This is a genomic window from Mesorhizobium sp. LNHC232B00 (assembly GCF_000502435.1).
GTDB classification, from domain to species: Bacteria; Pseudomonadota; Alphaproteobacteria; order Rhizobiales; family Rhizobiaceae; genus Mesorhizobium; species Mesorhizobium opportunistum.
In genome coordinates this window covers 15868-40077 of the sequence record NZ_AYWP01000032.1, presented here as the reverse complement: position 1 = coordinate 40077, position 24210 = coordinate 15868, and the positions used below count along the sequence as shown (strand labels likewise).

The following is a 24210-nucleotide window of genomic DNA, read 5'->3' as shown; positions in this document are numbered from 1 at the left end:
GCATGATCCCGAAAATTTTTGAACGGGATCGTGCGTAAGAAGGAAGATCATGAACCCACCCATTCTCGAACGCGACCCGTCCGACCCGCAGAAAGAGAAGAAGGAAGGCGTCAATCCCGTACTCAAGCTGGTGCTGGAGCTGGGTCCCTTGCTGGTCTTCTTCTTTGCCAATGCGCGCGGCCCGTGGCTGGTGGAGAAATTCCCGGTGCTGGCGGAGTTCGGCGGTCCGATCTTCGTCGCCACCGGTCTCTTCATGGCCGCCACGGCCATCGCGCTGGTCGTGTCATGGCTGCTTATTCGCAGCTTGCCGATCATGCCGTTGGTGTCCGGCGTCGTCGTCTTCATCTTCGGCGCGCTGACGCTCTATCTGCAGGACGACATCTTCATCAAGATGAAGCCGACCATCGTCAACACACTGTTCGGCGGCGTGCTGCTCGGCGGACTGTTCTTCGACCGGTCGCTGCTCGGCTATGTCTTCGAATCCGCCTTCAAGCTCGACGCCGAAGGCTGGCGCAAGCTCACTTTCCGCTGGGGCCTGTTCTTCCTGTTCCTGGCCATCGTCAATGAAGTGGTGTGGCGCAATTTTTCCACCGATGCCTGGGTTACCTTCAAGGTCTGGGGCATCATGCCGATCACGCTTCTGTTCACCTTCAGCCAAATGCCGCTGATCCTGCGCCATTCGCTGGACGACAAGGCAAGTGGAGAACAGAAGGCCGGCGGGGAAGAAAAGGCCGGCAAGTAGAGCAATTCCAGGAAAAGCGCGTAACGCCTTCCCTAGTGAATTGCCTCAAGAACCAAATGGGAGAGAGGGTCATGGAATTCGTCAGCACGCGCGCGGAACTGCGGACCATCTACAAGACGCCGCGGCCGACCGATGGTTCGATTCGCAAGGAATTGAAGGCGCTCGACGGCCATTGCCGTTCCTTCATCGGCAAGAGCCCGTTCGTGCTGATCGGCTCCTCCGATGGCGAAGGCAATTCCGACGTAACGCCGAAGGGCGACAAGCCGGGCTTCGCCGTCGTTCTCGACGACAGGACCATCGCCATTCCAGACCGGCCCGGCAACAACCGGCTGGACACGCTGGAAAACATCCTGCGTAATCCCTCGGTCGGGCTGCTTTTCCTCATTCCCGGCATGAATGAGACGCTGCGCGTCAATGGCGATGCCCGCATCACCGTCGACGCGGGTTTGCGCGAGCGCCTTTCCGTCGATGGCAAGGAGCCGCAAAGCGTCATCGTCGTCACCGTCAAGGCCACCTACATGCATTGCGCCAAGGCCTTCATGCGCTCCGACCTGTGGAAGCCGGAGACCTGGTACGACCGCGCGACGCTGCCGACACTCGGCCAGATCTTGCGCGACCAGCTGGCACTAGCCGATTCGGCCGAGGCGACCGACCGCTGGCTGGACGACGAATACAAGCAGTCCATGTGGTAGGCTTTTCCGGACACGATTCGTCCGAACTGGCCTCACCGACTGTGCTGAACATCCTCGCCATTTCCGGCAGCCTGCGGGCGGCCTCCACCAATTCGGCCCTGGTCGAAGCATTGGCGCGCAACGCGCCGGCCAGATGCCGCGTCACCGTCTATGACGGGCTTGGCCGCTTGCCGATCTTCAATCCCGACGACGAGGGCGAGCGGACACCGCACGCAGCCTCCGAGCTGATCGACGCCGTCACCGCCGCCGACGGCATCATCGTCTCCTGTCCCGAATATGCCCATGGCGTGCCGGGCGGGCTGAAGAACGCGCTCGACTGGCTGGTGTCGCGCGACGCGGCCGTCGCCAAGCCGGCCATGCTGGCGCACGCCTCGCCGCGCTCGCTCTACGCCCGCGCCGCCCTGGCCGAGATCATGCGCACCATGTCGTTCGCGCTTTATGAGGACGCGGTGCTGGAGATTGCGCTGCTGGGGAAGAAGCCGCAGGAGGTAGAGGCTATTTTGGCTGAGCCGGCGAATGTGCTGGCGATGCGCGACGCGCTTTCGGCTTTCGCGGGCTTTATCCGCGCACGTTGAATGGCGCCCGCTCTTCCTTCTCCCCTTGCGGGAGAAGGTGGCCGAGCGAAGCTCGGTCGGATGAGGGGTGTTCCAGCTTGGCGCCGACGGCATTCCGTCACCCACCCCTCAACCGTCTCGGCGCTGACGCGCCGATCCACCTTCTCCCACAAGGGGAGAAGGGAAGACCTACCCCTTCCGCAGCGTCTCGACATCGGTTTTGCCGACATACCAGTCGCGGGCGTTGACCTCCTCGAACACCACCCAGACATCGTCATTGCCGAGCCCGGTGGCGTCCATGATGGCGGCCGTGACTTTCTTGGCGATGTCAGCCTTCTTGCCTGCCGGATCGGCGGCGATCACTTCCTTGACGATGCGGATGTTGACGAATGGCATGACGTCCTCCCCTTCAAATGGCTAACGCCGTTGAGAGACCGTTTCGAAATTCGCTCTGGCGAGTCATATGATGGTGGTTTCGAGAACCGGAGCGGAGCGTACGTTTGGGTACGTGAGCACCGGAAGCGCAGAAAACGCCTTCAGATGGCCGTCAGAGTAGAATTTCCAAACGGTCTCACTCAAAAAGTCTTGGCTCCGTTCACCATCAGCCGCACCATGTAGAGCGAGGTGGTGCCGGCGATGTAGAGACAGTTCAGCTTGTTGCCGCCGAACACGCAATTGGCGGTCACCTCCGGCACCTTGACCTTGCCGATCAGCGTGCCGTCCGGATCGTAGCAATGGATGCCGTCGGCGGCGCTGGTCCAGATGCGCCCGTCCGCGTCGAGCCGGAAACCGTCGAACAGGCCGGCCGTGCAGTCGGCGAAGACCTTGCCGCCCGACACCTTCTTCCCGTGCTTGCCGACATTGAAGACCCGCATATGCGCCGGGTTCTCGGCGCCATGCGTGCGGCCGGTGTCGACGACATAGAGCAGGCTCTCGTCCAACGAAAAGGCGAGGCCGTTCGGTCTCACCATATCGGTGATGACCGCCTCGATCTCGCCGGTATCGGGATCGACCCGGTAGACGTGGCAGGCACCAATCTCGCTCTCGGCCTTGTCGCCCTCATAGTCGGTGTCGATGCCGTAGGTCGGATCGGTGAACCAGATCGAACCGTCGGACTTCACCACCGCGTCGTTAGGCGAGTTCAGCCGCTTGCCCTTCCATTTGGCGGCAATCGTTGTGACCGAGCCGTCATGCTCGGTACGGCTGACGCGGCGGCCGGAGTGCTCGCACGTCACCAGCCGGCCCTGCCGGTCGACGGTGTTGCCGTTGGAATTGCCCGACGGCTGCCGGAAGACGCTGACGCTGCCGTCCGTCTCGTCGTAGCGCAGCATGCGGTTGTTCGGGATGTCGGACCAGACGACATAGCGGCCGGCGGCGAACCAGGCCGGTCCTTCCGCCCAGCGGCATCCGGTGAACAGCTTTTCCACCTGCGCGTTGCCGTTGAACAGGCGCGCGAAGCGCGGATCGAGAATTTCGTAATAGTCTGCGGCCGCCATGCATTTCCTCCCGGCATCACGTGACGCCGGATCAAGCCAGTCCGCGATCGATATGGCAAGACGGGACGCCTGCAATTTGTATGACAAAACGGAGAGGAAGCAGCCGGTCGACCTGGCTCGGCACACGCCGCCGACCCGAACGCGCTTTAGGACCCGATTAACCGGCTATGCGCTGCGCGCAATGGTGCATTGCAACATCTTCTTTTTGCAACGCACCAATACTATGTCATGTTCCGTACTGCCAAGGGAGGAAGAACCCGCCGCCAGAATGCGGCACAGAAGGACCCTTGCTATGATCTTCAACGATCTCATGACCCGCGCTCGCACCAGCATCGCCAAGCGCAAGCACTACAACCGCCTCGTCGCCGAAATCGACAGCTTTTCCAGCCGCGACCTCGCCGACATGCGCGCCGACCGCTCGGAAATGCTCTACCAGATCCACAAGCAGATCTACGGCTGAGTTCTTGACCTTGCGCCACCCCGGCGCGTTGAGATTCAGGTCAGGCCGAGACGAAAACGGTGGATTCTGAGAACCGGAGCGGAGCGTACTTTTCGTACGTGAGCACCGGAAGCGCAGGAAGCCGCCGTTTTCAGGCCGGCATCAACTGAATATCAATGCGCCGCCAATGCCTTGTCGATCTGTGGCAGCAACAAATCCCTTGCCGTCTCCGCCGTCAGCGGGCCGACATGCTTGTAGGCGATCTTGCCGTCCTTGCCGATGACGAAGGTTTCCGGCACGCCATAGACACCCCAGTCGATCGCCGCACGGCCGGCTTCGTCGACACCGATGGCCTGGAACGGATTGCCGAGATCGCCGAGGAACCGTCGGGCGTTCTCCGGCCGGTCCTTGTAGTTCAGCGCCGCCATCACGAACCGCTTGTCCTGCGACAGCGCCAGAAGCACCGGGTGCTCTTCGCGGCATGGCGCGCACCACGACGCAAAGACGTTGACCAGCGTGACCTTGCCGGCGAAGGTCTTGGAATCGAGCCCCGGCAGGTTCGACCCTTCCAGTGCCGGCAGGTTGGTCTGCGGCGCCGGCAGGCCGATCAGCGCCGACGGCACTTCCGAAATATCGCGTCCCGACAATAGCTGCGACAGGAACAGTCCTGCCAGGCCGAGGAAGACCAGCAGCGGCAAGAGCACGAACAGGCGCCGGCTGCGTGACGGTGTTTCGGTTTCGCCACTCACGGCTTTGCCGCGCCCGTCTTGTCGGAACGGCGCTTCACGCCGGCCGCTTCGAGTTCGGCGAGCTCGCGCTTGCGCGCCCGCTGGTCGAACAGGATCCAGCCGATCAACCCGGCCAGGACCAACGCGGTGATGGCATAGGCCGCGGCGACATAGAGCGCATGCGCGCTCATGCGGTCCGCTCCATTGCAGCGTCTCCATTCAACCGTCGTTCGATCATGCTTCCCCTTAGCCGCGCATCGGCAGCTTCGCAATCGGACGCCGCGCCGCAGTCCTCAGGCCCTTGGTCTTCAGCAGGCTTGTACTGCCGCATCAATCCGTACCGTGGCGCAAGGCCAGCGCCGCCGACACCGGCCCCAGCACAGCAAGAAACAGTGTCAGCGCGGCAAGAATGAGGAAGGGTTGCAAGAACGGATCGGGATTGGCCGTGGCGCCATAGCTCGCCGAAACGCCGAAGATCAGCACCGGTATGGTCAGCGGCAGCACCAGCACCGAGATCAAGAGCCCACCGCGCGGCAGCGCCACCGCCACCGCCGCCCCGGCGGCACCGATGAAGGTAATCGCCGGCGTGCCGACCAGCAGCGTCAGCGCCGTGGCGCCTATCGCCAGCGGCTCCATATTCATGAACAGCCCGAGCAAGGGAGCCGCGACCACCAGCGGCAGCACGCTGCCAGCCCAATGCGCCAGGCATTTCACCAGCACCGTCAGCGCCAGCATGTGCCGGTCGTTGCCGAGCACCAGGAGATCGAGCGAGCCATCCTCGCGATCGGCCTGGAACAGCCGGTCGAGCCCGAGCAGGCAGGACAGCAGCGCCCCGATCCACAATATCGCCGGGCCGATGCGGGAAAGCAGCTTCAGGTCCGGTCCAACGCCGAACGGAATGGTGGCGATGACGGCCAGGAAGAAGATGACGCCGGTCAAAGCGCCGCCGCCGGCGCGGATGTTGAGGCGGATGTCGCGGGCGAAGAGGGCTAGCATGATGTGAGATGCCGGCGCCCAGGCACCCCCCTCTGGCCTGCCGGCCATCTCCCCCGCAAGGGGGGAGATTGGCAGTTCATGCGGCTCCCCAGCCTTTGAACGTTGAAGATTGGCGAAGGCCGAGACAACTTCCGATCTCCCCCCTTGCGGGGGAGATGGCCGGCAGGACAGAGGGGGGTGCCTCGCACAATCATCAATCTGTTTCCCCCATCACCAACGTCTTCGCCCCATCCAATCCCAACGGCAGATGCGTCGCCGCGACAATCATCCCACCCTCGGCGCAATGCTTCGCCATCAGCCCCGCAAACCGCGCCTCCGAAGCCTTGTCCAGCCCCGCCGTCGGCTCATCGAGCAGCCACAGCGGCCGCTGGCTGACCAGAAGCTTGGCAATCGCCGCGCGCCGCCTCTGTCCTGTCGAGAGATAGCCGAACGGCAGATGGCCGATGCCGCCCAGCCCGACGGTCTCCAGCGCCTCGTCGACGCCGACGTCTCCGCCACCGTTGAAATCGCGCCAGAAGCGCAGGTTTTCCGCCACGCTCAGCGCCGGCTTCATCGCGTTCTGGTGGCCAAGGTAATGACAGGCCGAGGCAATGGACGGAAAAACCTCGCCGCCGCCTTCGAGGAGCAACCGCCCTTCGGCCACCGGCAACAGCCCGGCGACGATCCTGAGCAAGGTCGATTTGCCCGATCCGTTCGGCCCGGTGACGACCAGCGCCTGGCCTTGGTCGAGCGCAAAACCGACGCCGGAAAACACCGTCTCGCCGCCGCGTTCGCCGCCCAGATTTTCGGCGATCAGCCGCATCCCTCGCCTGCCCTGAAATCAATGTTTCGCGAGCGCTGCCGCATCGCACAAATTTGCTCCGCAACTGTCTAGAACTATTCCAGAAAATTCTCTATATGCGGTGCATCCGTGCCAGCGGTCGGCGCGGGAACAGAATTTGCGCCGAACCAGCGCACGCGCCGCCTTGAACGGCTCGGGTTGCTTGGGAACGGACAGCGGAAATGGCCGTACCCGCACCTTTGCGCGTGATTGCATGCCATCGGCGTCCGTTCCCTTTCAGGCTGAACAGACAAGGACGGATCGCACGTGTCAAAATCCCTCGATAGCTTCAACTGCCGCCGCACCCTGACCGCGGGCGGCGCCGAGTATGTCTATTTCGACCTCGTCGAGGCCGAGAAGAACGGCCTCACCGGCATCGCCCAGCTGCCCTATTCGATGAAGGTGCTGCTCGAAAATCTGCTGCGCAACGAGGACGGCCGCTCCGTCACCAAGGACAGTATCCAGGCGGTCGCCGGCTGGCTGACCGACAAGGGCACGGCCGGCGTCGAGATCGCCTACCGCCCGGCCCGGGTGTTGATGCAGGATTTCACCGGCGTTCCCGCCGTGGTTGATCTGGCCGCCATGCGCGACGCCATGGCTTCGCTCGGTGGCGACCCGCAGAAGATCAACCCGCTGGTGCCCGTCGATCTCGTCATCGACCATTCCGTCATCGTCGACGAGTTCGGAACGCCGATGGCCTTCGCCAGGAATGTCGAGCTCGAATACGAGCGCAACGAGGAGCGCTACAAGTTCCTGAAATGGGGCCAGCAGGCGTTCCGCAACTTCCGCGTCGTGCCGCCGGGCACCGGCATCTGCCACCAGGTCAATCTCGAATATCTCGGCCAGGTGGTGTGGACCAACACCGAGGACGGCGAAACCACCGCTTACCCGGACACCTGCGTCGGCACCGATTCGCACACCACCATGATCAACGGCCTTGGCGTGCTCGGCTGGGGCGTCGGCGGCATCGAGGCCGAGGCGGCCATGCTTGGCCAGCCGGTCTCCATGCTGCTGCCCGAAGTCATCGGCTTCCGCCTCACCGGCAAGCTCAAGGAAGGCGTCACCGCCACCGACCTGGTGCTCACCGTCACCCAGATGCTGCGCAAGAAGGGCGTCGTCGGCAAGTTCGTCGAGTTCTTCGGCCCTGGCCTGTCCAACATGACGCTGGCCGACCGCGCCACCATCGGCAACATGGCGCCCGAATATGGCGCCACCTGCGGCTTCTTCCCGGTCGATTCGGAAACCATCCGCTATCTGACAATGTCCGGCCGCGAGGAAAGCCGCATCGCGCTGGTGGAGGCCTATTCCAAGGCGCAAGGCATGTGGCGCGAGGCCGGCTCGGCCGACCCGGTCTTCACCGACCTGCTCGAACTCGAGCTGAGCAGCGTCGTGCCGTCGATGGCCGGCCCCAAGCGCCCCGAAGGCCGCGTCGCGCTTGAAGGCATTCCAGCCGGCTTCGCCAAGGCGATGGAGACCGAATACAAGAAGGCGGCCGAAATCTCCAAGCGCTACGCCGTCGAAGGCACCGACCATGATCTCGGCCATGGCGACGTCGTCATCGCCGCCATCACATCCTGCACCAACACCTCGAACCCGAGCGTGCTGATCGGCGCCGGTCTTTTGGCGCGCAACGCCAACCGCCTCGGCCTCAAGCAGAAGCCGTGGGTGAAGACCTCGCTGGCGCCCGGCAGCCAAGTGGTCGCCGAGTATCTGGAGAAATCCGGCCTGCAGAAGGAGCTCGACCAGATCGGCTTCAATCTTGTCGGCTTCGGCTGCACCACCTGCATCGGCAATTCCGGCCCGCTGCCGGCGCCGATCTCCAAGACCATCAACGATAAGGGCTTGATTGCCGCCGCGGTGCTCTCCGGCAACCGCAATTTCGAAGGCCGCGTCTCGCCCGACGTGCAGGCGAACTACCTGGCGTCACCGCCGCTGGTCGTCGCGCATGCGCTGGCCGGCACCGTCACCAGGGACCTGACCACCGAGCCGCTCGGCGAGGACAAGAATGGCAATCCGGTCTACCTTAAGGACATCTGGCCGAGCTCGACCGAGATCCAGGAGTTCATCGAGAAGAACGTCACCCGCGAGCTGTTCGCCCGCAAATATGCCGACGTCTTCAAGGGCGACGAATACTGGCAGAACGTCAAGGCGCCGGAAGGCCAGACCTATGCCTGGGACGACAACTCGACCTATGTGCAGAACCCGCCCTATTTCGCCGGCATGACCGCTGGTTTCGGCAAGATCGGCGACATCAAGGGCGCCCGCGTGCTCGGCCTGTTCGGCGACAAGATCACCACCGACCACATCTCGCCGGCGGGCTCGATCAAGGCGGCGTCGCCGGCCGGCAAATACCTCACCGACCACGGCGTCGGCGTCGCGGACTTCAACCAGTACGGCACGCGCCGCGGCAATCATGAAGTGATGATGCGTGGCACCTTCGCCAACATCCGCATCCGCAATCACATGTTGGGCGAGAACGGCCGCGAGGGCGGCTACACCATCCACTACCCGTCGAAGGAAGAGGAAGCGATCTACGACGCGGCGATGGAGTACAAGAAGGAAGGCGTGCCGCTGGTCATCTTCGCCGGCGTCGAATACGGCAACGGCTCCTCGCGCGACTGGGCGGCCAAGGGAACGAACCTGCTCGGCGTCCGCGCCGTGATCGCCCAGTCCTTCGAGCGTATCCATCGCTCGAACCTGGTCGGCATGGGCGTCATTCCCTTCGTCTTCGAGGAAGGCACCTCATGGGCCTCACTCAACCTCAAGGGCGACGAGGTGGTCGAGATCGACGGCCTGAGCACCATCAAGCCGCGCCAGACGATGAACGCCAAGATCACCTATGGCGACGGCACGGTGAAGAACGTGCCGATCATCTGCCGCATCGATACGCTGGACGAGCTCGACTACTTCAAGAACGGCGGCATCCTGCAATACGTGCTGCGCGATCTAGCCGCGTAGCGGCAAGGGAGTAGGGGAGTAAGGGAGTAAGGGAGTAAGGGAGTAAGGGAGTAAGGGAGTAAGGGAGTAAGGGAGTAAGGCAGTAGGGCAGTAGGGAAAAGTCGTCCCGCCGCTCGCTTCTCTTCCCTACTGCCCTACTGCCCTATTCCCTTAATTCTCCATACCGCGCTGCCGCCGCCAGCAGCACGCCGAGCATCAGCCCGTTCAGGATGTGCCACAGGAAATGTGTGCCGAGCGGAAAGCTGCCGCAGACCATCGGGTCGATCATGCGGCAGATGACGGACACCACGAAGATCGCCGAACCGGCCAGATTGTACCAGCCGGCGCGGTTGCCGCTCACCGTTACCCAGACGCCGAAGAAGGCGAGCGCCAGGAACGGCGGCAGATAGCCCGTCGTGCCGTTCGATGCCTGGCGCAGCCAGTCCGGCACGGCGAAGGTGATCAGCCCGACAACCGCGTAGAAGACGACGAAGACCGCGATCGCCTTGCCCCACTCCATGCCGAGGAAACGACGCAGGTTGAACAGCGTGTAGGCCAGGGTAAAGCTTGCGATCGGCAGGATATCGGCCCAGATCGTGCCCCGTGTGGCAAAGATATGGAAGATCGTCGAGCCGATGCCGATCGCCACCACCCACCAGGCCAGCACTTGCGCGAAGGTGCCGGTTTTGTGCCGCCGCACTTCGAGCACACCCCATAATCCCGCCGCGATGAAGGCGAGGTTGGTCAAAGCATTCGTCGGCTCGGCCCAAAGTCCAGAACCGGTCCGCTCGCAATAGAGATCGACAGGGGTCAGGAGAGTTTGCCACATGGTGATGATCCCAGCCCGAATCGAACCGCGTAGTGAAATGCAGTGCCCACTCCTATTGCGACCTTACCTGCGGCTGCAATGGCAAAATTTCACCGCAACGTGACTTCCCGTTGACTTCGGCTTCTGCCACATATTTCAGCAAATCAGAACAAAGCCGGCATCACCGGCGGGAATTGGAATGGTCATGGCCTCGCGAAGATCCCTGTGGCTGGCAGCCCTTGCGCTGGCCTTCTCGGCGGTTGCCGGTGCTGGCCATGCCAGCGAATCCGAGAAAATGCATGCGGAATCCCAGGCCGACAAGCCGCTCGGCGTGGTCGAGCTGTTCACCAGCCAGGGCTGCAGTTCCTGTCCCCCGGCCGATGCCTTCTTCGCCGAACTCGCCACCAAGGACGACATTGTCGCGCTCGCCTATCACGTCGACTACTGGGACTATCTCGGCTGGAAGGACACGCTGAGCCGCAAGGAGAACACCGAGCGGCAGTACGACTATATGCGCGCCTTCGGCAGCCGCTCCGTCTATACGCCGCAGGCGGTGCTCAATGGCCGCATCCATGTCAACGGCGCCAATCGCACCGAGGTCGACGGCGCGCTCGCCCGAATGGCCAGATCCGGCGAAGGCATGCGCGTCGCCATCAAGGTCAGCCGGACCAGCGACCGTGTGATCANGTGTGATCATCGATGCCGGCGATGCCGGCACCGGCCCCAGCGACGCCCATGTCGTCATCGTCTATTTCGAGCCGCCGCAAACGATCAAGATCGCCCAGGGCGAGAACTCCGGCCGCAAGATGACCTATTGGAATGCGGTTACCGGCATCCAGACCGCCGGCATGTGGCACGGCAAGGCGCAGCGCTATGAATTGCCGATAAGCGAGATCGTCAAGAAGGGCGGCTGCGCCGTGCTCTTGCAGTCGGCCGGCAAGGACGGCATGCCCGGCCCCATTGTCGGCGCCGCCTTCATTCACAAGCCTTGAAAGGACTTCAATGCCCGGTCAGGCGATCCGCGAAAGCGGCGAGGCGGGACGTGCGCCCGAGGCCGTTTGCTTCACGTTGGTCGGCGATGCGATAGAGCTGGTACATGGAGTGGACGCCGAGCCAGCGCAGCGGTTCCGGCTCCCATTTCTTGACTGTCCGGTTGACCCAGGGCAGCCGGGTCAGTTCGGTGTCGTGGCCGAGCACGAGGTCGCGCAAGGTGCGGCCCGACAGGTTCGAGCTGGAAACGCCGAGCCCGACATAGCCGCCGGCCCAGCCGATGCCGGTCTCGCGATCGAAGCCGCAGGTGGTGCACCAGTCGCGCGGCACGCCGAGCGTACCGCACCAGGCGTGGTCGAGGCGCACGCCCTTGGTCTGCGGCAACAGCCTGGTCAGGATCTCGTGCAGCTGGTCGATGGTCGCCTGCTGGGTCTGGCCGCGCATGTCGGTGCGCGAACCGAAACGGTAGGGCACGCCACGGCCGCCCATGGCGATCCGGCCTTCCCGGGTGCGCTGCGCGTAGCAATAGGTGTGCGCGGCATCGCCCAGCACCTCGTAGCCGCTCCAGCCGATCGTGTCCCAGAGCTTTTGCGGCAGCGGCTCGGTCACCACGATGGCGCTGTTCAACGGCAGCCAGAGGCGCTTGAGGCCGGGAATGCCGGCCGTGAACCCTTCGGTGGCACGCAGGATCTTTTCGGCGCGCACGATGCCGCGATCGGTGGTCACCTTGCCTTTTTCGATCGCCAGAACCTGCGTCTGCTCATAGATCGGAACGCCTGATCGCACGACCGCCGCCGCCAGGCCCTGCACCAGCTTGGCCGGCTGCACACGGGCGACGTTGCGGACGACGAAGCCGCCCAGCACCTTGTCGATGGCGATGCGCTCGCGCGCTTGCCCTGCGTCCAGGAAGGCCAGCCTCTCCGGTGGCATGTCCCAGCGCAGGAGCTCATCGTATTCCGCCCTGGCGCGCTGCAGCTGCGCGGTGTTGGTGGCCACGATGATGTTGTCGACGCGGCGGATATCGGCATCGATACCCTCGGCCTGCGTCACCGAGATCACTTCGTCGACGGTGCCGAACATGGCGTGCTGCATGTCGATGACAGCGCCTCGCGACGAGGACGCCGCATATTTCTCGCGCGACCAGCTGAAGCCGCCCGACAGCCAGCCGCCGTTGCGGCCCGAGGCGCCGAAGCCGGCGAACTCCTTCTCGACGATGGCGATGCGCAGCGAGGGCTGCGCCTTCTTCAGGTAATAGGCCGTCCACAATCCGGTGTAGCCGGCGCCGACGATGCAGATATCGGCCTCGATGTCGCCGGGCAGCGCAGGGCGATAGGCCGGGATGCCGCCGATATCGGCATACCAGAACGACACGTCGCCATTGTGCTTGGCTTGCATTGTCTTTTCTTCCGAACTTTTTGCGCTCGCGCCAGATCGGCCTTGTCGTCATCGGCCGGCAAACAAGGCTCTCGATAGGGGAAATCCGCCGTCGCGGCGACGCGGGCATGAAAAAACCGACGTCAGCTTGCTTCTGACGTCGGTCATTTAGGTTTTGGGATCGTCGCACCCGGCTTTTCCAAGGAAAAGCCGAGGTTGGTTCGATCCGACGCAGACCCGTGGGCGGGGGGCTTGGGGTTTACGAGCCGGTGCCGGACCGAACCGTCTCAGGCAACGCCGGTAAATTCGTCGGAGATTGGGGCACGAGCGCGGATAAAAAAAGGCAGAAATGTGGCGAAGCATCACCAATTCCAACATGCGGTTCGCAAATGTGACTGGACGTGACCGAAACGGCGCGTCGCTGGCGCTGCTTCGCCGGCTCTTGCAATTCGATGGCGAAGGGGCCAACTTTGGTTGGCAAAGATTCATTTTCGAAGGATCGAGGCATGACTGATGACAGCGGCGGGATGGGGGATGGGGACGCATCCGCAATATTGATCCCGCTGCACGAGGCCCGACGCGAGCGCCTCGACCAGCCGGTGCGCTTCGAGCGGCGCGAGCTCGACCAGATCCTGAGGCTGTACGGACGGATGGTCGCCGCCAATGAATGGCGCGACTACGCCATCGACCATCTCACGGACCGCGCCGTGTTTTCCGTCTTCCGCCGCGCCAGCGAAGTGCCGCTTTTCCAGATCGTCAAGGACCCGAAACTGGCGCGCAAGCAGGGCGCCTTCGCCGTCATCGCCGCCGGCGGCCGCATCCTCAAGCGCGGCCAGGAACTCGGTCGCGTGCTTGGCGTATTCGACAGCAAGCTGAAGGTTGTTGAGGCCTGAGGGGGAATTGGGGAACTGAGGAACTGAGGAACTGAGGAACTGAGGAACTGAGGAACTGAGGAAGAACTGAGGAACTGAGGAACTGAGGAACTGAGGAACTGAGGAACTGAGGAAAAAGGCACTCAGCGCCTGATGATCCGCCTTCTTCTTTGTTCTTCAATTCTTCAATTCCTCAGTTCCTCTTTGTTCTTCAATTCTCCAATTCCTCAGTTCTCCATTCCTCAATTCCCCCTGCCCTCGCGAAACCTCCGCTCCGGCAGCGAATCAGCGGCGGGCGGGAGCGATGCACCGCCATTCAGCGGCAGTTGCATGAACACCGTGTCCAGCCAGCGGCCGTGCTTGTAGCCGGAGCCCTCGAGGCGGCCCGAATGGCGGAAGCCGAGCCTTTCATGCAGCTTGACCGAGGCGCTGTCGGGACGGCCGTCGCCGATCACCGCGACGATCTGGCGGAAGCCCGCCGCCTCCACCGCCGCGATCAGGCTTTGCATCAGTCTGAGGCCGACGCCTTGGCCCTTGGCGTCAGGTGCGACATAGACCGAATCCTCGACGACGAAGCGATAGGCCGGGCGCGGGCGGAAGGCGCCGGCATAGGCATAGCCGAGCACGGCGCCATGCTTTTCCGCTACCAGATAGGGGAAGCCGCCGGCCGTCAGCGTGTCGAATCGCTTGCCCATTTCGGTGCGGCTGGGCGGCTCCAGTTCGTAGCTCGCCGTGCCGTTCGTCACCGCATCGGCATAGATTTCGGTGATGGCGTCGAGGTCGGCCGAGGTCGCCGGCCGGATCGCAATATTGCTCATTCTTTACACAGGCCTTTCATTTGCCTTCGATAACAGCAAAGGCCGCGCAAAAGAAAAGGGCGGCTGTTGGGCCGCCCTTCCAAACCCGATGGTCCAGTCAGACCATGAAGCGTGCCTCAGCGGCGGTCGCCCATGAACTGCAGCAGGAACATGAACAGGTTGATGAAGTCGAGATAGAGCCTCAACGCGCCCATGATGGCCTTGCGGCCGGCGACATCGGAAGCATCACCCTCGAAATACATCTCCTTGATCTTCTGCGTGTCATAGGCGGTGAGGCCGGCGAAAATCAGCACGCCGATCGCCGAAACGGCGAAGGACAGCGCCGACGACTGCAGGAAGATGTTGATCACCATCGCGATGATCAGGCCGAACACGCCCATGATCAGGAACGAGCCCATCGCCGTCAGGTCACGCTTGGTCGTGTAGCCGTAGAGCGACAGCGCGCCGAAGCCGGCGGCGGTGGCAAAGAAGGTCTGCGCGATGCTTGCCGTGGTGTAGACCAGGAAGATCGACGACAGCGACAGGCCGACGAGGCCGGCATAGACCCAGAACGTCGTCTGCGCCGCCGAAACGCTCATCGACTGGACGCGGAACGACAGGAACATCACCGCGGCCAGCGGGGCTAGAATCACCACCCAGCGTAGCGGCGAGCCGAAGATTGCGTAGCCGAAGGAGGTCAGCATTTCACCGCTCGGCAGCGTTGCGACAGCCGAGGCCGGATCGGTGGTGGTGGCCAGCATGATCGTGCCGACAGCGGCAAGGCCGGTGATGAGGAGGCCAAGCCCCATCAGATTGTAGACCTTGACCATGTAGGCGCGCAGGCCCTGATCGATATCGACGCCGGCGCCGGGCACGGCGCGCGTCTGATAATTGCGAATGGGTTCAGCCATTGGAGTCCTCTATTGCTTCTGCCCCGTCCGGTGTCAGGTCCATCCGGACCCAGGCGCCGCTGGCGGGGCTCCAGCATGCCTGTGGCGAAATATGATGGTTATTCGCGTCAAGAACAAGACCGTAACCGGATGTAACGGTTCGTGAGAGGCCGAAATGCCGATTCCCGGGCTTTCTGGCCGGCATCCTTACCAAGATTTAACCTGGGATAGCCGTTCCGGCCCTGAATTTACAGGTTGCGCAGCACCGGTGCCGCCTTGTGGCCGAGCACCCGCCAGGTGCCGGCAAGACCGATGCCGACCGTGATCACCAGCGCGAAGACGATGGTTGCGACCGCCACTTCCGGCATGAAATGCGATGGCAGGGTCATGATGCGGGCGACGATGTACCAGGCCGCGATCCCGCCGGCCGCCAGCGCGAAGAGTGCCGTGGCCAATCCGATCAGCATGTACTCCAGCGAGAATGCCGTTATCAGCGTTCGCCTGGTCGCGCCAAGCGTCTTCAGCACCACCGCGTCATGGATGCGCGCCCGGTTGCCGGCGGCGAGCGCGCCGGCCAGCACCAGCACCGAGGCGATCAGCGCCACCCCGGCTGCGGCCCTGATCGCCGTGCCGAGCTGGCCGACCAGCCGGTTGACGACATCGAGCGCATCCTTCACGCGCACCGTCGTCACCGCCGGGAAGGCGCGGGTGACGGCATTGAGGATGCGCGCATCGTCGGCCGTCGTGGCGCTCTTTTCGGTCAGCGTCGCCATCCACCCATGCGGGGCGCCAGTGAATGTGTTGGGCGAGAACACCATGACGAAATTGATGCCCATCGTCTCCCATTCGACCTGGCGGAAACTGGCGATCCTGGCCGTGACGTTGCGGCCGAGAACATTGACGGTGACGGTGTCACCGAGCTTCAGCCCGATTTCCTTGCCCTCCTGCGCCGAAAACGAGACCAGCGGCTCGCCGGAATAATTGTCCGGCCACCATTTGCCCTCGGTCAGCGTCGCGTTTTCAGGCTGTTTCGCGTCATAGGTGAGGCCGCGATCGCCTTTCAGCACCCAGGCGCCTTCGGCCGGCACCTTGACCTTGTCGACGTCGACGCCGTTCAGCGCCATCACCCGGCCACGCAGCATCGGCACCTTGGCCAGCGTGCCCAGCGGCGCTTCCTTGCCGATCAGGGCGGAGAACGCATCGACATCGCTGCCCTGGATGTCGACGAAGAAGAAGTTCGGCGCCCGCTCGGGCAGGTTGCCGGATATCTGCCGCCGCAGATTGCCGTCGATCAGCGCCAGCGTCACCAATAGCGTCAGCCCGAGTCCCAGCGACAGCACCACCGACGGCGTCAAGGCGCCGGGCCGGTGGATGTTGCCGACGGCAAGCCGGAGCGCCACGGAGCGCACACGCGGGCTCTTCCTCGCCGCCCACTGCACCAGCGCGCCGACGAGGCGCAGCACCAGGAAGGCGAAGATCGTGGCCCCGACAAAGATCGAGGCGATGCGCTGGTCGCCCGAGAACAGGATCGCCAACGCCGCCAGGAACAGCGCGATGCCAAGCGCCGAAGCGACGTAGACGAGGCGCGGCCGGCCACGGCCTTCCATCCCCATCTCCCGGAACAGCGCGGTCGCCGGCACGTCGCGGGCGCGGCCGAGCGGCAGCAGCGCGAAAGCCAGCGTCACCAGCAGCCCGAACAGCGCGGCCATGCCGAGCGCGCCGGGATAAAAACCGCCTTGCGCCGGCACCGGAATGACGGACTGCAGGGCCGCACTCGCCGCGAACGGCATCAGCGCCCCGATGACAAGGCCGAGCACGATGCCAAGGGCCGCGATGATCAGGATCTGCACGAGGTAGACGGTAAAGACGAAGCCGCCGGAAGCGCCAAGGCTCTTGAACGTGGCGATGACGCCGCGCTTGCCATCGAGATAGGCGCGCACCGCATTGGCGACGCCGACGCCGCCGACCACCAGCGCCGTCNCGTCAGCCCGACCAGCGTCAGGAACTGCGAAAACCGCTCGATGTTGGCCGACAGCGCCGGGGCTGCATTGCCGCGCGTGCGGATCGACCAGCCGGCCTCGGGAAAATCCTTTGCCGCCTGGTCCTGGATGGCTTTCAGCCGCGCTTCGTCGGCGTCAGCCGGCAGTCGGATCTTGTAGGCGTTCTCGACCAGGCTGCCCGGCTGCACCAGCCCGGTGGCGGCCAGCGCCTCGGTAGAGATCATCAGCCGCGGCGCGAAGCCGAAACCGTCGGACACGGCATCCGGCTCGGTGACCAGCCTGGCGCGCAGTTCGAATGTGGTGGTGCCGAGCTTCAGCCGGTCGCCGAGCTTGACATGCAGCCGCTCGAACAAGAGATCGGGCGCGGCCGCACCAAAAACGCCGAATTGCCTGCCGAACAATTCCTGTTCCGTCAGCGCCGGCGCGGTTTCCAGCGCGCCATAGAGAGGATAGGCGTCGTCGACCGCCTTGGCCTCGACCAGCGCCTGGTCGGACCCGTCGGCCAGGCGCGCCATCGAGCGCATGCTGGCGGTGCGCGAGACCGCGCCCAGCCCGTCGAGGAAGCCGCGTTCGGCCGGGCTGGCGTCACGCTGGTTGATCTGGAAGCGAAGGTCGCCGCCTAGCAGCGTCTGGCCTTGGCTGGCGACGCCGGCACTGATCGAGCGCGCCACCGAATTGACGCCGCCGATCGCCGCGACGCCAAGCGCGATGCAGGCGAGGAAGATCAGGAAGCCGGAAAGGCCGCCGCGCATTTCGCGCAGCGAGAAGCGGACGGCGAGTGAAAAGGTCCGCGACCAGTCAGCCTTTTCCGCCATGGCTAGGCCGTCACTTTGAGCAAGGGCGCGTCCTCGATCAGGCCGGAGCGCATCGAGACCTGGCGCGAGCAGCGCGCCGCAAGAGACGGATCATGGGTGACCAGCACCAGCGTCATGCCGCGCTCGGCCGCCTTGGCGAACAGGAGATCGGCGACCTGCCGCCCCGTCGCCTGGTCGAGATTGCCGGTCGGCTCGTCGGCGATGAGGATGCGCGGCGACGGCGCCAGCGCCCGGGCAATCGCCACGCGCTGCTGTTCGCCGCCCGAAAGTTCGCCGGGATAATGGGTGACGCGATCGCTGAGGCCAACCGCCGCCAGTTCCCGCTCCGCCACCGAAAACGGATCGGCGTGGCCGGCCAGCTCGAGCGGCACGGCGACATTTTCGAGCGCCGTCATGTTGGGAATGAGGTGAAAGGACTGGAACACGATGCCGATGTTTCGGCCACGAAACGAAGCAATCTGATCCTCGCTTTTGCCGTTGAGCAGTTCGCCGGCGATCCGTACCGTGCCCGAATCGATCCGCTCCAGGCCTGCCAGCACCATCAGCAAGGTCGACTTGCCGGAGCCCGACGGACCGACGATGCCGGTCGCTTCGCCGCGCGCCACCTCGAGGCTGATGCCCTTCAGCACATGGACGGAGGAAGCGCCTTCACCGAGCCTCAGGGATACGTCTTTCAACTCGATGACGGCTTCTGTCAAAATGAAAGCGTCCTATATGGGAGGGGAAGGCTCTGCTTGCCGGAAGCCGTCGCGGGAAGAATTCGTTGCTCATATGGGGCCTGCCGCATGTCTTTCAAACGCCGCATTGCCGCAGGCCTGATCGTTTTCCTCGCCATTTGCGGCGCCATTTCGTCGGCGCGCGCCGAGCCTTTCAAGATCGTCGGCTTCGGTGACAGCCTGATGGCGGGTTTCGGCCTCGGACCCGACGAGGGGTTTACCGACAAATTGCAGGCAGCCCTTCGTGCCAAGGGCCATGATGTGGCTGTCGCCAATGCCGGCGTTTCGGGCGACACCACCAGCGGCGGCCTGGCGCGGCTCGACTGGTCGGTGCCCGACGGCACGCGGCTGGTCATCCTCGAACTTGGCGCCAACGACATGCTGCGCGGCGTCGCGCCCGACATAACCAGGAAGAACCTCGACGAGATGCTGGCCAAGTTGAAGGAGCGCAAGATCGCGGTGCTGCTGGCCGGCATGCGCGCCGCGCCCAATCTCGGCGCCGACTATCAGAACGCCTTCGACGCCATTTTCCCGGGCCTTGCGAAGAAATACGACATCGACCTTTATCCATTCTTCCTCGACGGCGTCGCTGGAGAGCCCGGCATGCAGCTCGAGGATGGCTTGCATCCGAGCGTCAAAGGTATCGACCGGATGGTCGAGCGCATCCTGCCGACGGTCGAGAAGGCCATCGCGGCTGCCCCGAAAGCTTCGTAAGGATCGAACCGGAACAACTTCCGCTGCGGAAGCTTAGTTAAGGACCTGCGACCAACAAACCACTTGCTCCATTTGATTATCGATGATTCGCTACGGGTGACAGTTTCGATTCGAGGAAGGGAGGCTTTTGATGCCGCGTCTTTTCACCGCCCTCGAAATTCCGCGTGACGCCGCCCTTTCGCTGTCCCTTTTGAGGGGTGGCCTGCCAGGGGCGCGCTGGATCGATGTCGAAAACTATCATCTGACGCTGCGTTTCATCGGCGATGTCGAGGGCCATGTCGCCGACGAGATCGCCAACGCGCTCGACCGCGTCCACCGCCCGTCCTTCTCGCTGACCCTGACCGGCGTCGGTGCTTTCGGCCAGAAAAAGCCGCATGCGGTGTGGGCCGGCGTGTCGGCTTCGCCCGATCTGGCGGCACTTCAGGGGGAAATCGATCGCATCTGCCAGCGGCTCGGCATCCCCGCCGATCCGCGCAAATTCATGCCGCATGTCACTCTTGCAAGGCTGCGCAATTCGAGCCCGCTGGACGTTGCTCAATATCTGTCGGCGCGCGGCAATTTCTCGACCCTGCCGTTCCGCATCGGCCGCTTCGTGTTGATGTCGTCGCGCGATTCGGTCGGCGGCGGACCCTATATCGTCGAGGAAGCCTGGCCGCTGTCGAGCACCGACGCCCGCCCTGCCAGCCGGGTCGCCAGCGCCTCCGACGCCTCGCGGATCATGCGGTAGACCTCGGCGAAAGCCTGCTGACCGTCGTAATAGGGATCCGGCACGTCGCGCGGTCTTCCCTGCGCGAAATCCAGGAACAGGTGTATGCGCTCGCGCATCACCGCCGGCGCCAGCGCCTTCAGGTCGCGAACATTTGATCGGTCCATGCCCAGGATCAGGTCGAAGCGGTGAAAATCCTGCGGCGTGATCCGGCGTGCCCGCTGCGCGGAAATGTCGATGCCGTGATGCACGGCAATCGCCATCGAGCGCGGATCGGGAGCGGAGCCGACCTCCCAGCCGCTTGTGGCGGCCGAATCGAGCAGGATATCCTGGCCAAGCCCGCGCTCCGCCCAGACCGCGCGAAACACGCCCTCGGCCAGTGGCGACCGGCAGATATTGCCGAGGCAAACGAACAGAATGGATTTTATCGGCTTCGCGCTCATCGATCCGGAATTTCGTTGCGCATGTCGTTATCCCAAAACCGCGACATGCATTATGGTGACGACTTCAATCGAGATAGCATGGGAAAAGAACATGGCGAGAGAGAAACTGGACAGGCAAGCCGCCGAAGCAGCGCTGACCGGGCTCGATGGTTGGGCGCTGGCACAGGATGGCGGCTCGATCAGCCGCACCTTCACCTTCAAGAATTTCTCCGAGGCCTTCGCCTTCATGACCCGCGTCGCCCTTGCCGCGGAAAAGATGGACCACCACCCCGAATGGTCGAACGTCTACAAGACGGTCGAGGTCACGCTCAACACCCATGATGCCGGCGGCCTGACGGCACTCGACATCGAGTTGGCGAAGAAGATGAACCGCTTTGCCGGCGGCTGAACATTACCTTTTCATGGCCGCAACCGGGCGCGGATCGCCAAATCGGCACCGGCATCTTGCAGCGGGGTTCGGCTTTCACCACATTTTCGCTCGCGAGGCGTGCGCTTGGATGCGCATGAGGCCCGCGAGGAGCGATTGATGGCGCAAGAATCCGGTTTTGATTTCTTCGGCTTTGGCGACAAGCTCGCCGGCGAGGGCGAAGTGCGCGAGAAATTCTGGCGCACGGCCAAGAAGGCCGCGCGGCAGATTCCGTTCATGGAAGACGTCGTCGCCGCCTATTACTGCGCCATGGACAAGAACACGCCGCTGCGCGCCAAGGGCATATTGGTGGCGGCGCTCGGCTATTTCGTGCTGCCGGTCGACCTGATCCCCGACTTCATCTTCGGGCTCGGCTTCACCGACGACATTGCCGTGCTGACCGCCGCGATCACCGCCGTCAGCGCCCACATCACGCCGGCGCATCGACAGGCCGCCAGGGATGCCATCGCCGACAAGGGTTGAGCGTCCCGATGCCAGCCAGGCCTCTGGATACAGGCGTTCGGAGGCCCGGCAAAAAAGTCAAACTCTTGCCGCTTTCGTGGCCTCCAAGTCGCCGAAGGGACGTCGCGCCAGCCGCTGACAAGGCGGCGGCGCGAAAATGGCGGCGGTTTCCTAGGGTGAGTGTCCTTTTCTCAGAGAAGTTCACCGTTTGGTAACCCAGATTAAATCAAAATGAAGCGACGGCAGGACGCCATGCGGCCCGCCTCCGCACCATTTGGAATACGGGAAAAACGATGCGCGGATTGATTGCACTAGTCTCGGGTCTGGCCTTGGTGGCCTTTGCAGCGCCGGCGCTGGCGCAGCAGGCGACCAAGATCGGCCAGCACAATGCCTGGGGCACCTACAGCTACCAGGCGTCGGGCGGCAAGGTTTGCTACGTGCTGACCGTGCCGACCGACAAGCAGCCGCCGACGCTCGATCATGGCGACATGTTCTTCTTCGTCAGCCAGCGCCCCGGCCAACAGGTCTCCTACGAGCCGCAGTTCATCGCCGGCTACAATTTCCAGGAAGGCTCCAAGGCCACCGTCACCATCGACAAGAAATCCTTCTCGATGTTCACGCGCGGCAAGTCGGCCTGGGTCGAGAACGCCGCCGAGGAGCCGGTCCTGATCGCCGCCATGAAGACCGGCAGCGACATGAAGGTGTCGGCGAAGTCCGGCCGCGGCAACCCGACCTCCTATGTCTTCTCGCTGAAGGGCATCTCGGCGGCGCTGTCGTCGATCGCCAAGTGCAAATAGGCACGAACCATATTTGAACCGGAGGCCGGGCCGCAAAGCCCGGCCTTTTTTGTTTTTTTCGGACCCCGCGGCTCAGTCCTGCGGGGCCGGCGCGGCTTCCGCCCGCCGCCGCCGGATCGCCTCGGCGATGAAGACGCGCGACAGCGCGTGATAGAGCGGCTCGTGCGAGATCATGCGCGCCGTGCCGTAGCCCAGCATGGAGGCCAGCATCAGCGCGATGACATTGTCGTGATTGCCGGTCATCTCCAGGATGATCACGAAAGCCGTCATCGGCGCCTGCACGACGCCGGCGAAATAACCGGCCATGCCGAGCAGAGCCGCCGCACCGGTGCTGGCGCCGAGGACGAGGCCGAGCGAACTGCCGATGCCGGCGCCGACCGCCAGCGATGGTGCGAAGATGCCGCCGGGAATGCCCGAGACCATCGACAGCAGCCCGGCCAGGAACTTTTCGGCGAAGAAGAACCAGGGCAGCGGCGTGCCCTCGACGGCGCCGCGCGCCTGCACATAGCCGGTGCCGAAGGTCAGCCCGCCCGAGGCGATGCCGATCGCCGCCACGGCAAGCCCGCAGATGGCGGCCACCAGCAAGGCGCGCTGCAGGGGTTGCCCGGTGTGCCAGCGCCGGATCCGCCGCGTTATCTTCAGCGACAGCAGCGAGAACAGCGCGCCGAAGCCGCCGCCGATGACGCCGCAGGCGATCACCAGCGGCCAATCGGCGGCAAACGCGATCGTCTCCTTCGAGACGCCGAAATAGGTGTAGTTGCCAAGCAGGCCGAGCGAGGCGATGCCGGCCAGGATCACCGCCGTCAGCACCAGCCCATTGGTGCGCGCCTCATAGGTGCGCCCCATTTCCTCGATGGCGAAGACGATGCCGGCCAGCGGCGTGTTGAAGGCGGCGGCGATNGGCGATGCCGGCCGCCGAGCCGGCCAGGATCAGGCCGCGCGCCTGCGCCATGCCGCCCCAGCGTGCCGCCTGCAGCATCAGGGACGCGCCGACCTGCACGGTCGGCCCCTCGCGGCCGATCGAAGCGCCGCAGAACAAGCCGACGATGGTGAGCGCGATCTTGCCCGCCACCAGCTTGAGCGAGAGGATGTGGCTGCGGTCGTCGTCGTCGCGCAGGTGCCGGGCGGCGATCGCCTGCGGAATGCCGCTGCCTTGCGAACCGGGGAAGAAGCTGTGGGCCAGCCAGGCGCACAGCACGAAGCCCAGCGGCGTGAGGATGAGCGGCAGATAGAAACGCCAGCCGTCCTCGCGGCCCGTTATCAGATGGAACAATTCCTGCGCCCTGTCGGCCAGCACCGCGAACAGGACGCTGATCACGCCGATGCCGACGGCGCCGGCCCAGAACACCAGCCGCGGCTGCCAGACGCGCCGCGAGCCCCACATGGCGCGCGAGCGCCGCAACAGGGGATATTTTCGCGATTGGCCGGCCATGTCTGTCCTCGGATGGAGGCTGAGCCCTAGCACAGGCATGACGCCGATCAAGCCCGCCGGCGCATGCGCCGACGGGAGAAGTCGCTACGGATCCAGACCTCACATGGCCATTTTTTCACATTCCGCCTGGGCCTTCTTGGTCGACGTGTCGATCATGTAGGCTTTGCCCTTGGCGTCGGTCATCATCATCATGCAATGCTTGATCGGCTTTGCCATCTTCATCATCTCGGCACCCATCTTCGCATCCGGCATCATGGTGCCCATGTGCCCGTCCGGCATGATCGCCGTCACCTCCCCGCCTTTCATCATGGTCATCTTGCCCATCGCGTCTTCGGCAAGTGCCTGCGAGGCGAAAAGGCCGACGAGCCCTGCAAGGACGGCGATCTTGATCGAGTTCATTGTGCATACTCCCATTTGTCGAGGGCATGGTTGCCCCTTTCAGGCTTCGAAGCCGGCATGGGAATCGTTACGCCAACACGACAATGTGATCGGTCCCAAGGCACCGGAAGCCGCCGCAAGGCCGGCGTAGCGGGCGTTGTCGTGCGTCAAACCGGGTGGTCCGTGAATGCTCGGTTCAGCCCCAT

The 24210-nt window shown here is 63.9% G+C and carries 24 protein-coding genes and 3 pseudogenes; 12 read left to right on the top strand and 15 right to left on the bottom strand.

Translation table 11 applies throughout. The features are described 5' to 3' along the window. Positions 1-49 precede the first annotated feature (49 nt). The 3 genes from X743_RS142840 (at position 50) to X743_RS142850 (ending at position 2009) form a co-directional block, all read left to right on the top strand. The gene (locus X743_RS142840; protein WP_023768426.1) at positions 50-742 is read left to right on the top strand and encodes a septation protein A; all 693 of its coding nucleotides are present in this window, start codon (positions 50-52) and stop codon (positions 740-742) included. Between the two features lie 71 nt (positions 743-813). Continuing rightward, positions 814-1434: a pyridoxamine 5'-phosphate oxidase family protein gene (locus X743_RS142845; RefSeq protein WP_023768425.1), complete on the top strand. Its 621-nt coding sequence runs from the start codon at positions 814-816 to the stop codon at positions 1432-1434. A gap of 41 nt (positions 1435-1475) precedes the next feature. Then, complete coding sequence (locus X743_RS142850) at positions 1476-2009, top strand: NADPH-dependent FMN reductase (protein ID WP_023768424.1); 534 nt, start codon at positions 1476-1478, stop codon at positions 2007-2009. A gap of 168 nt (positions 2010-2177) precedes the next feature. On the opposite strand, the gene X743_RS142855 is transcribed toward X743_RS142850, so the two are convergent. Further along, positions 2178-2384 (bottom strand): 4-oxalocrotonate tautomerase family protein, encoded by a 207-nt coding sequence (locus tag X743_RS142855; protein WP_013892236.1) that lies wholly within the window; start codon positions 2382-2384, stop codon positions 2178-2180. 179 nt (positions 2385-2563) lie between these two features. Further along, positions 2564-3484 (bottom strand): SMP-30/gluconolactonase/LRE family protein, encoded by a 921-nt coding sequence (locus X743_RS142860; RefSeq protein WP_013892235.1) that lies wholly within the window; start codon positions 3482-3484, stop codon positions 2564-2566. Positions 3485-3776: 292 nt separating this feature from the next. Here X743_RS142860 and X743_RS1000000171280 point away from each other — a divergent pair, with 292 nt between their 5' ends. Next, positions 3777-3944, top strand: coding sequence for a hypothetical protein (locus X743_RS1000000171280; RefSeq protein WP_013892234.1), 168 nt, complete (start codon positions 3777-3779; stop codon positions 3942-3944). A gap of 152 nt (positions 3945-4096) precedes the next feature. On the opposite strand, the gene X743_RS142865 is transcribed toward X743_RS1000000171280, so the two are convergent. The 4 genes from X743_RS142865 to ccmA all read right to left on the bottom strand — a co-directional run bounded on the left by X743_RS142865 (position 4097) and on the right by ccmA (position 6449). Then, the gene (locus tag X743_RS142865; RefSeq protein ID WP_023768423.1) at positions 4097-4672 is read right to left on the bottom strand and encodes a DsbE family thiol:disulfide interchange protein; all 576 of its coding nucleotides are present in this window, start codon (positions 4670-4672) and stop codon (positions 4097-4099) included. Further along, the gene (ccmD, locus tag X743_RS142870) at positions 4669-4842 is read right to left on the bottom strand and encodes a heme exporter protein CcmD (RefSeq protein WP_023768422.1); all 174 of its coding nucleotides are present in this window, start codon (positions 4840-4842) and stop codon (positions 4669-4671) included. The genes X743_RS142865 and ccmD overlap by 4 nt, the downstream gene beginning before the upstream one ends. 139 nt (positions 4843-4981) lie before the next feature. Beyond that, entirely contained in the window at positions 4982-5647 is a 666-nt protein-coding gene (gene ccmB / locus X743_RS142875) for a heme exporter protein CcmB (RefSeq protein WP_023768421.1), read from the bottom strand. Between the two features lie 193 nt (positions 5648-5840). Beyond that, positions 5841-6449 carry a heme ABC exporter ATP-binding protein CcmA gene (gene ccmA / locus X743_RS142880; RefSeq protein ID WP_023768420.1) on the bottom strand — a complete coding sequence of 203 codons (609 nt, stop codon included), beginning with the start codon at positions 6447-6449 and terminating at the stop codon, positions 5841-5843. A 285-nt stretch (positions 6450-6734) separates the two neighbouring features. Between ccmA and acnA the strand changes: the two genes are divergently transcribed. After that, on the top strand, positions 6735-9425 hold the full coding sequence (gene acnA, locus X743_RS142885) for an aconitate hydratase AcnA (protein WP_023768419.1): 2691 nt from the start codon (positions 6735-6737) through the stop codon (positions 9423-9425). A gap of 142 nt (positions 9426-9567) precedes the next feature. Here acnA and X743_RS142890 read toward each other — a convergent pair whose 3' ends face one another. Continuing rightward, a complete protein-coding gene (locus X743_RS142890; RefSeq protein ID WP_023768418.1) occupies positions 9568-10233 on the bottom strand; it encodes a ceramidase domain-containing protein in 666 nt (221 codons plus the stop codon). Positions 10234-10411: 178 nt separating this feature from the next. Between X743_RS142890 and X743_RS01000000169425 the strand changes: the two are divergent. Beyond that, positions 10412-11204 (top strand): annotated as a pseudogene (locus tag X743_RS01000000169425) (thioredoxin family protein). 7 nt (positions 11205-11211) lie between these two features. Here the strand turns inward: X743_RS01000000169425 and X743_RS142895 are convergent. Continuing rightward, entirely contained in the window at positions 11212-12597 is a 1386-nt protein-coding gene (locus X743_RS142895) for an FAD-binding oxidoreductase (RefSeq protein ID WP_023768415.1), read from the bottom strand. A gap of 485 nt (positions 12598-13082) precedes the next feature. Here X743_RS142895 and X743_RS142900 point away from each other — a divergent pair, with 485 nt between their 5' ends. Beyond that, on the top strand, positions 13083-13469 hold the full coding sequence (locus tag X743_RS142900; protein ID WP_013892225.1) for a DUF2794 domain-containing protein: 387 nt from the start codon (positions 13083-13085) through the stop codon (positions 13467-13469). Positions 13470-13690: 221 nt separating this feature from the next. On the opposite strand, the gene X743_RS142905 is transcribed toward X743_RS142900, so the two are convergent. The 4 genes and pseudogenes from X743_RS142905 to X743_RS142915 all read right to left on the bottom strand — a co-directional run bounded on the left by X743_RS142905 (position 13691) and on the right by X743_RS142915 (position 18648). Continuing rightward, entirely contained in the window at positions 13691-14266 is a 576-nt protein-coding gene (locus tag X743_RS142905) for a GNAT family N-acetyltransferase (protein WP_023768412.1), read from the bottom strand. Positions 14267-14382: 116 nt separating this feature from the next. Continuing rightward, positions 14383-15156, bottom strand: coding sequence for a Bax inhibitor-1/YccA family protein (locus X743_RS142910; protein ID WP_023768411.1), 774 nt, complete (start codon positions 15154-15156; stop codon positions 14383-14385). A gap of 227 nt (positions 15157-15383) precedes the next feature. Further along, positions 15384-17950: pseudogene (locus X743_RS01000000169420) on the bottom strand (ABC transporter permease). Positions 17951-17952: 2 nt separating this feature from the next. Next, complete coding sequence (locus tag X743_RS142915) at positions 17953-18648, bottom strand: ABC transporter ATP-binding protein (RefSeq protein ID WP_023768408.1); 696 nt, start codon at positions 18646-18648, stop codon at positions 17953-17955. An 87-nt stretch (positions 18649-18735) separates the two neighbouring features. Here X743_RS142915 and X743_RS142920 point away from each other — a divergent pair, with 87 nt between their 5' ends. Together X743_RS142920 and thpR are read left to right on the top strand one after the other, a co-directional pair. Continuing rightward, the gene (locus X743_RS142920; protein ID WP_023768407.1) at positions 18736-19380 is read left to right on the top strand and encodes an arylesterase; all 645 of its coding nucleotides are present in this window, start codon (positions 18736-18738) and stop codon (positions 19378-19380) included. Positions 19381-19510: 130 nt separating this feature from the next. Then, positions 19511-20107: an RNA 2',3'-cyclic phosphodiesterase gene (thpR, locus tag X743_RS142925; protein ID WP_013892219.1), complete on the top strand. Its 597-nt coding sequence runs from the start codon at positions 19511-19513 to the stop codon at positions 20105-20107. Here the strand turns inward: thpR and X743_RS142930 are convergent. Next, positions 20011-20529, bottom strand: coding sequence for a low molecular weight protein-tyrosine-phosphatase (locus X743_RS142930; RefSeq protein WP_023768406.1), 519 nt, complete (start codon positions 20527-20529; stop codon positions 20011-20013). The two genes, thpR and X743_RS142930, sit on opposite strands and share 97 nt — an antisense overlap. 91 nt (positions 20530-20620) lie before the next feature. Here X743_RS142930 and X743_RS0137070 point away from each other — a divergent pair, with 91 nt between their 5' ends. The 3 genes from X743_RS0137070 (at position 20621) to X743_RS142940 (ending at position 22194) form a co-directional block, all read left to right on the top strand. Beyond that, on the top strand, positions 20621-20917 hold the full coding sequence (locus X743_RS0137070; protein WP_031258495.1) for a 4a-hydroxytetrahydrobiopterin dehydratase: 297 nt from the start codon (positions 20621-20623) through the stop codon (positions 20915-20917). 138 nt (positions 20918-21055) lie between these two features. Next, positions 21056-21418, top strand: a complete 363-nt coding sequence (locus tag X743_RS142935) for a YkvA family protein (protein WP_023778919.1) — start codon at positions 21056-21058, stop codon at positions 21416-21418. Positions 21419-21690: 272 nt separating this feature from the next. Next, entirely contained in the window at positions 21691-22194 is a 504-nt protein-coding gene (locus tag X743_RS142940) for an invasion associated locus B family protein (RefSeq protein ID WP_013892215.1), read from the top strand. Between the two features lie 72 nt (positions 22195-22266). On the opposite strand, the pseudogene X743_RS01000000169415 reads toward X743_RS142940, so the two are convergent. Then, a pseudogene (locus X743_RS01000000169415) lies at positions 22267-23626 on the bottom strand (chloride channel protein). Between the two features lie 99 nt (positions 23627-23725). Next, entirely contained in the window at positions 23726-24025 is a 300-nt protein-coding gene (locus X743_RS142945; protein WP_023768401.1) for a hypothetical protein, read from the bottom strand. Positions 24026-24210 lie beyond the last annotated feature (185 nt).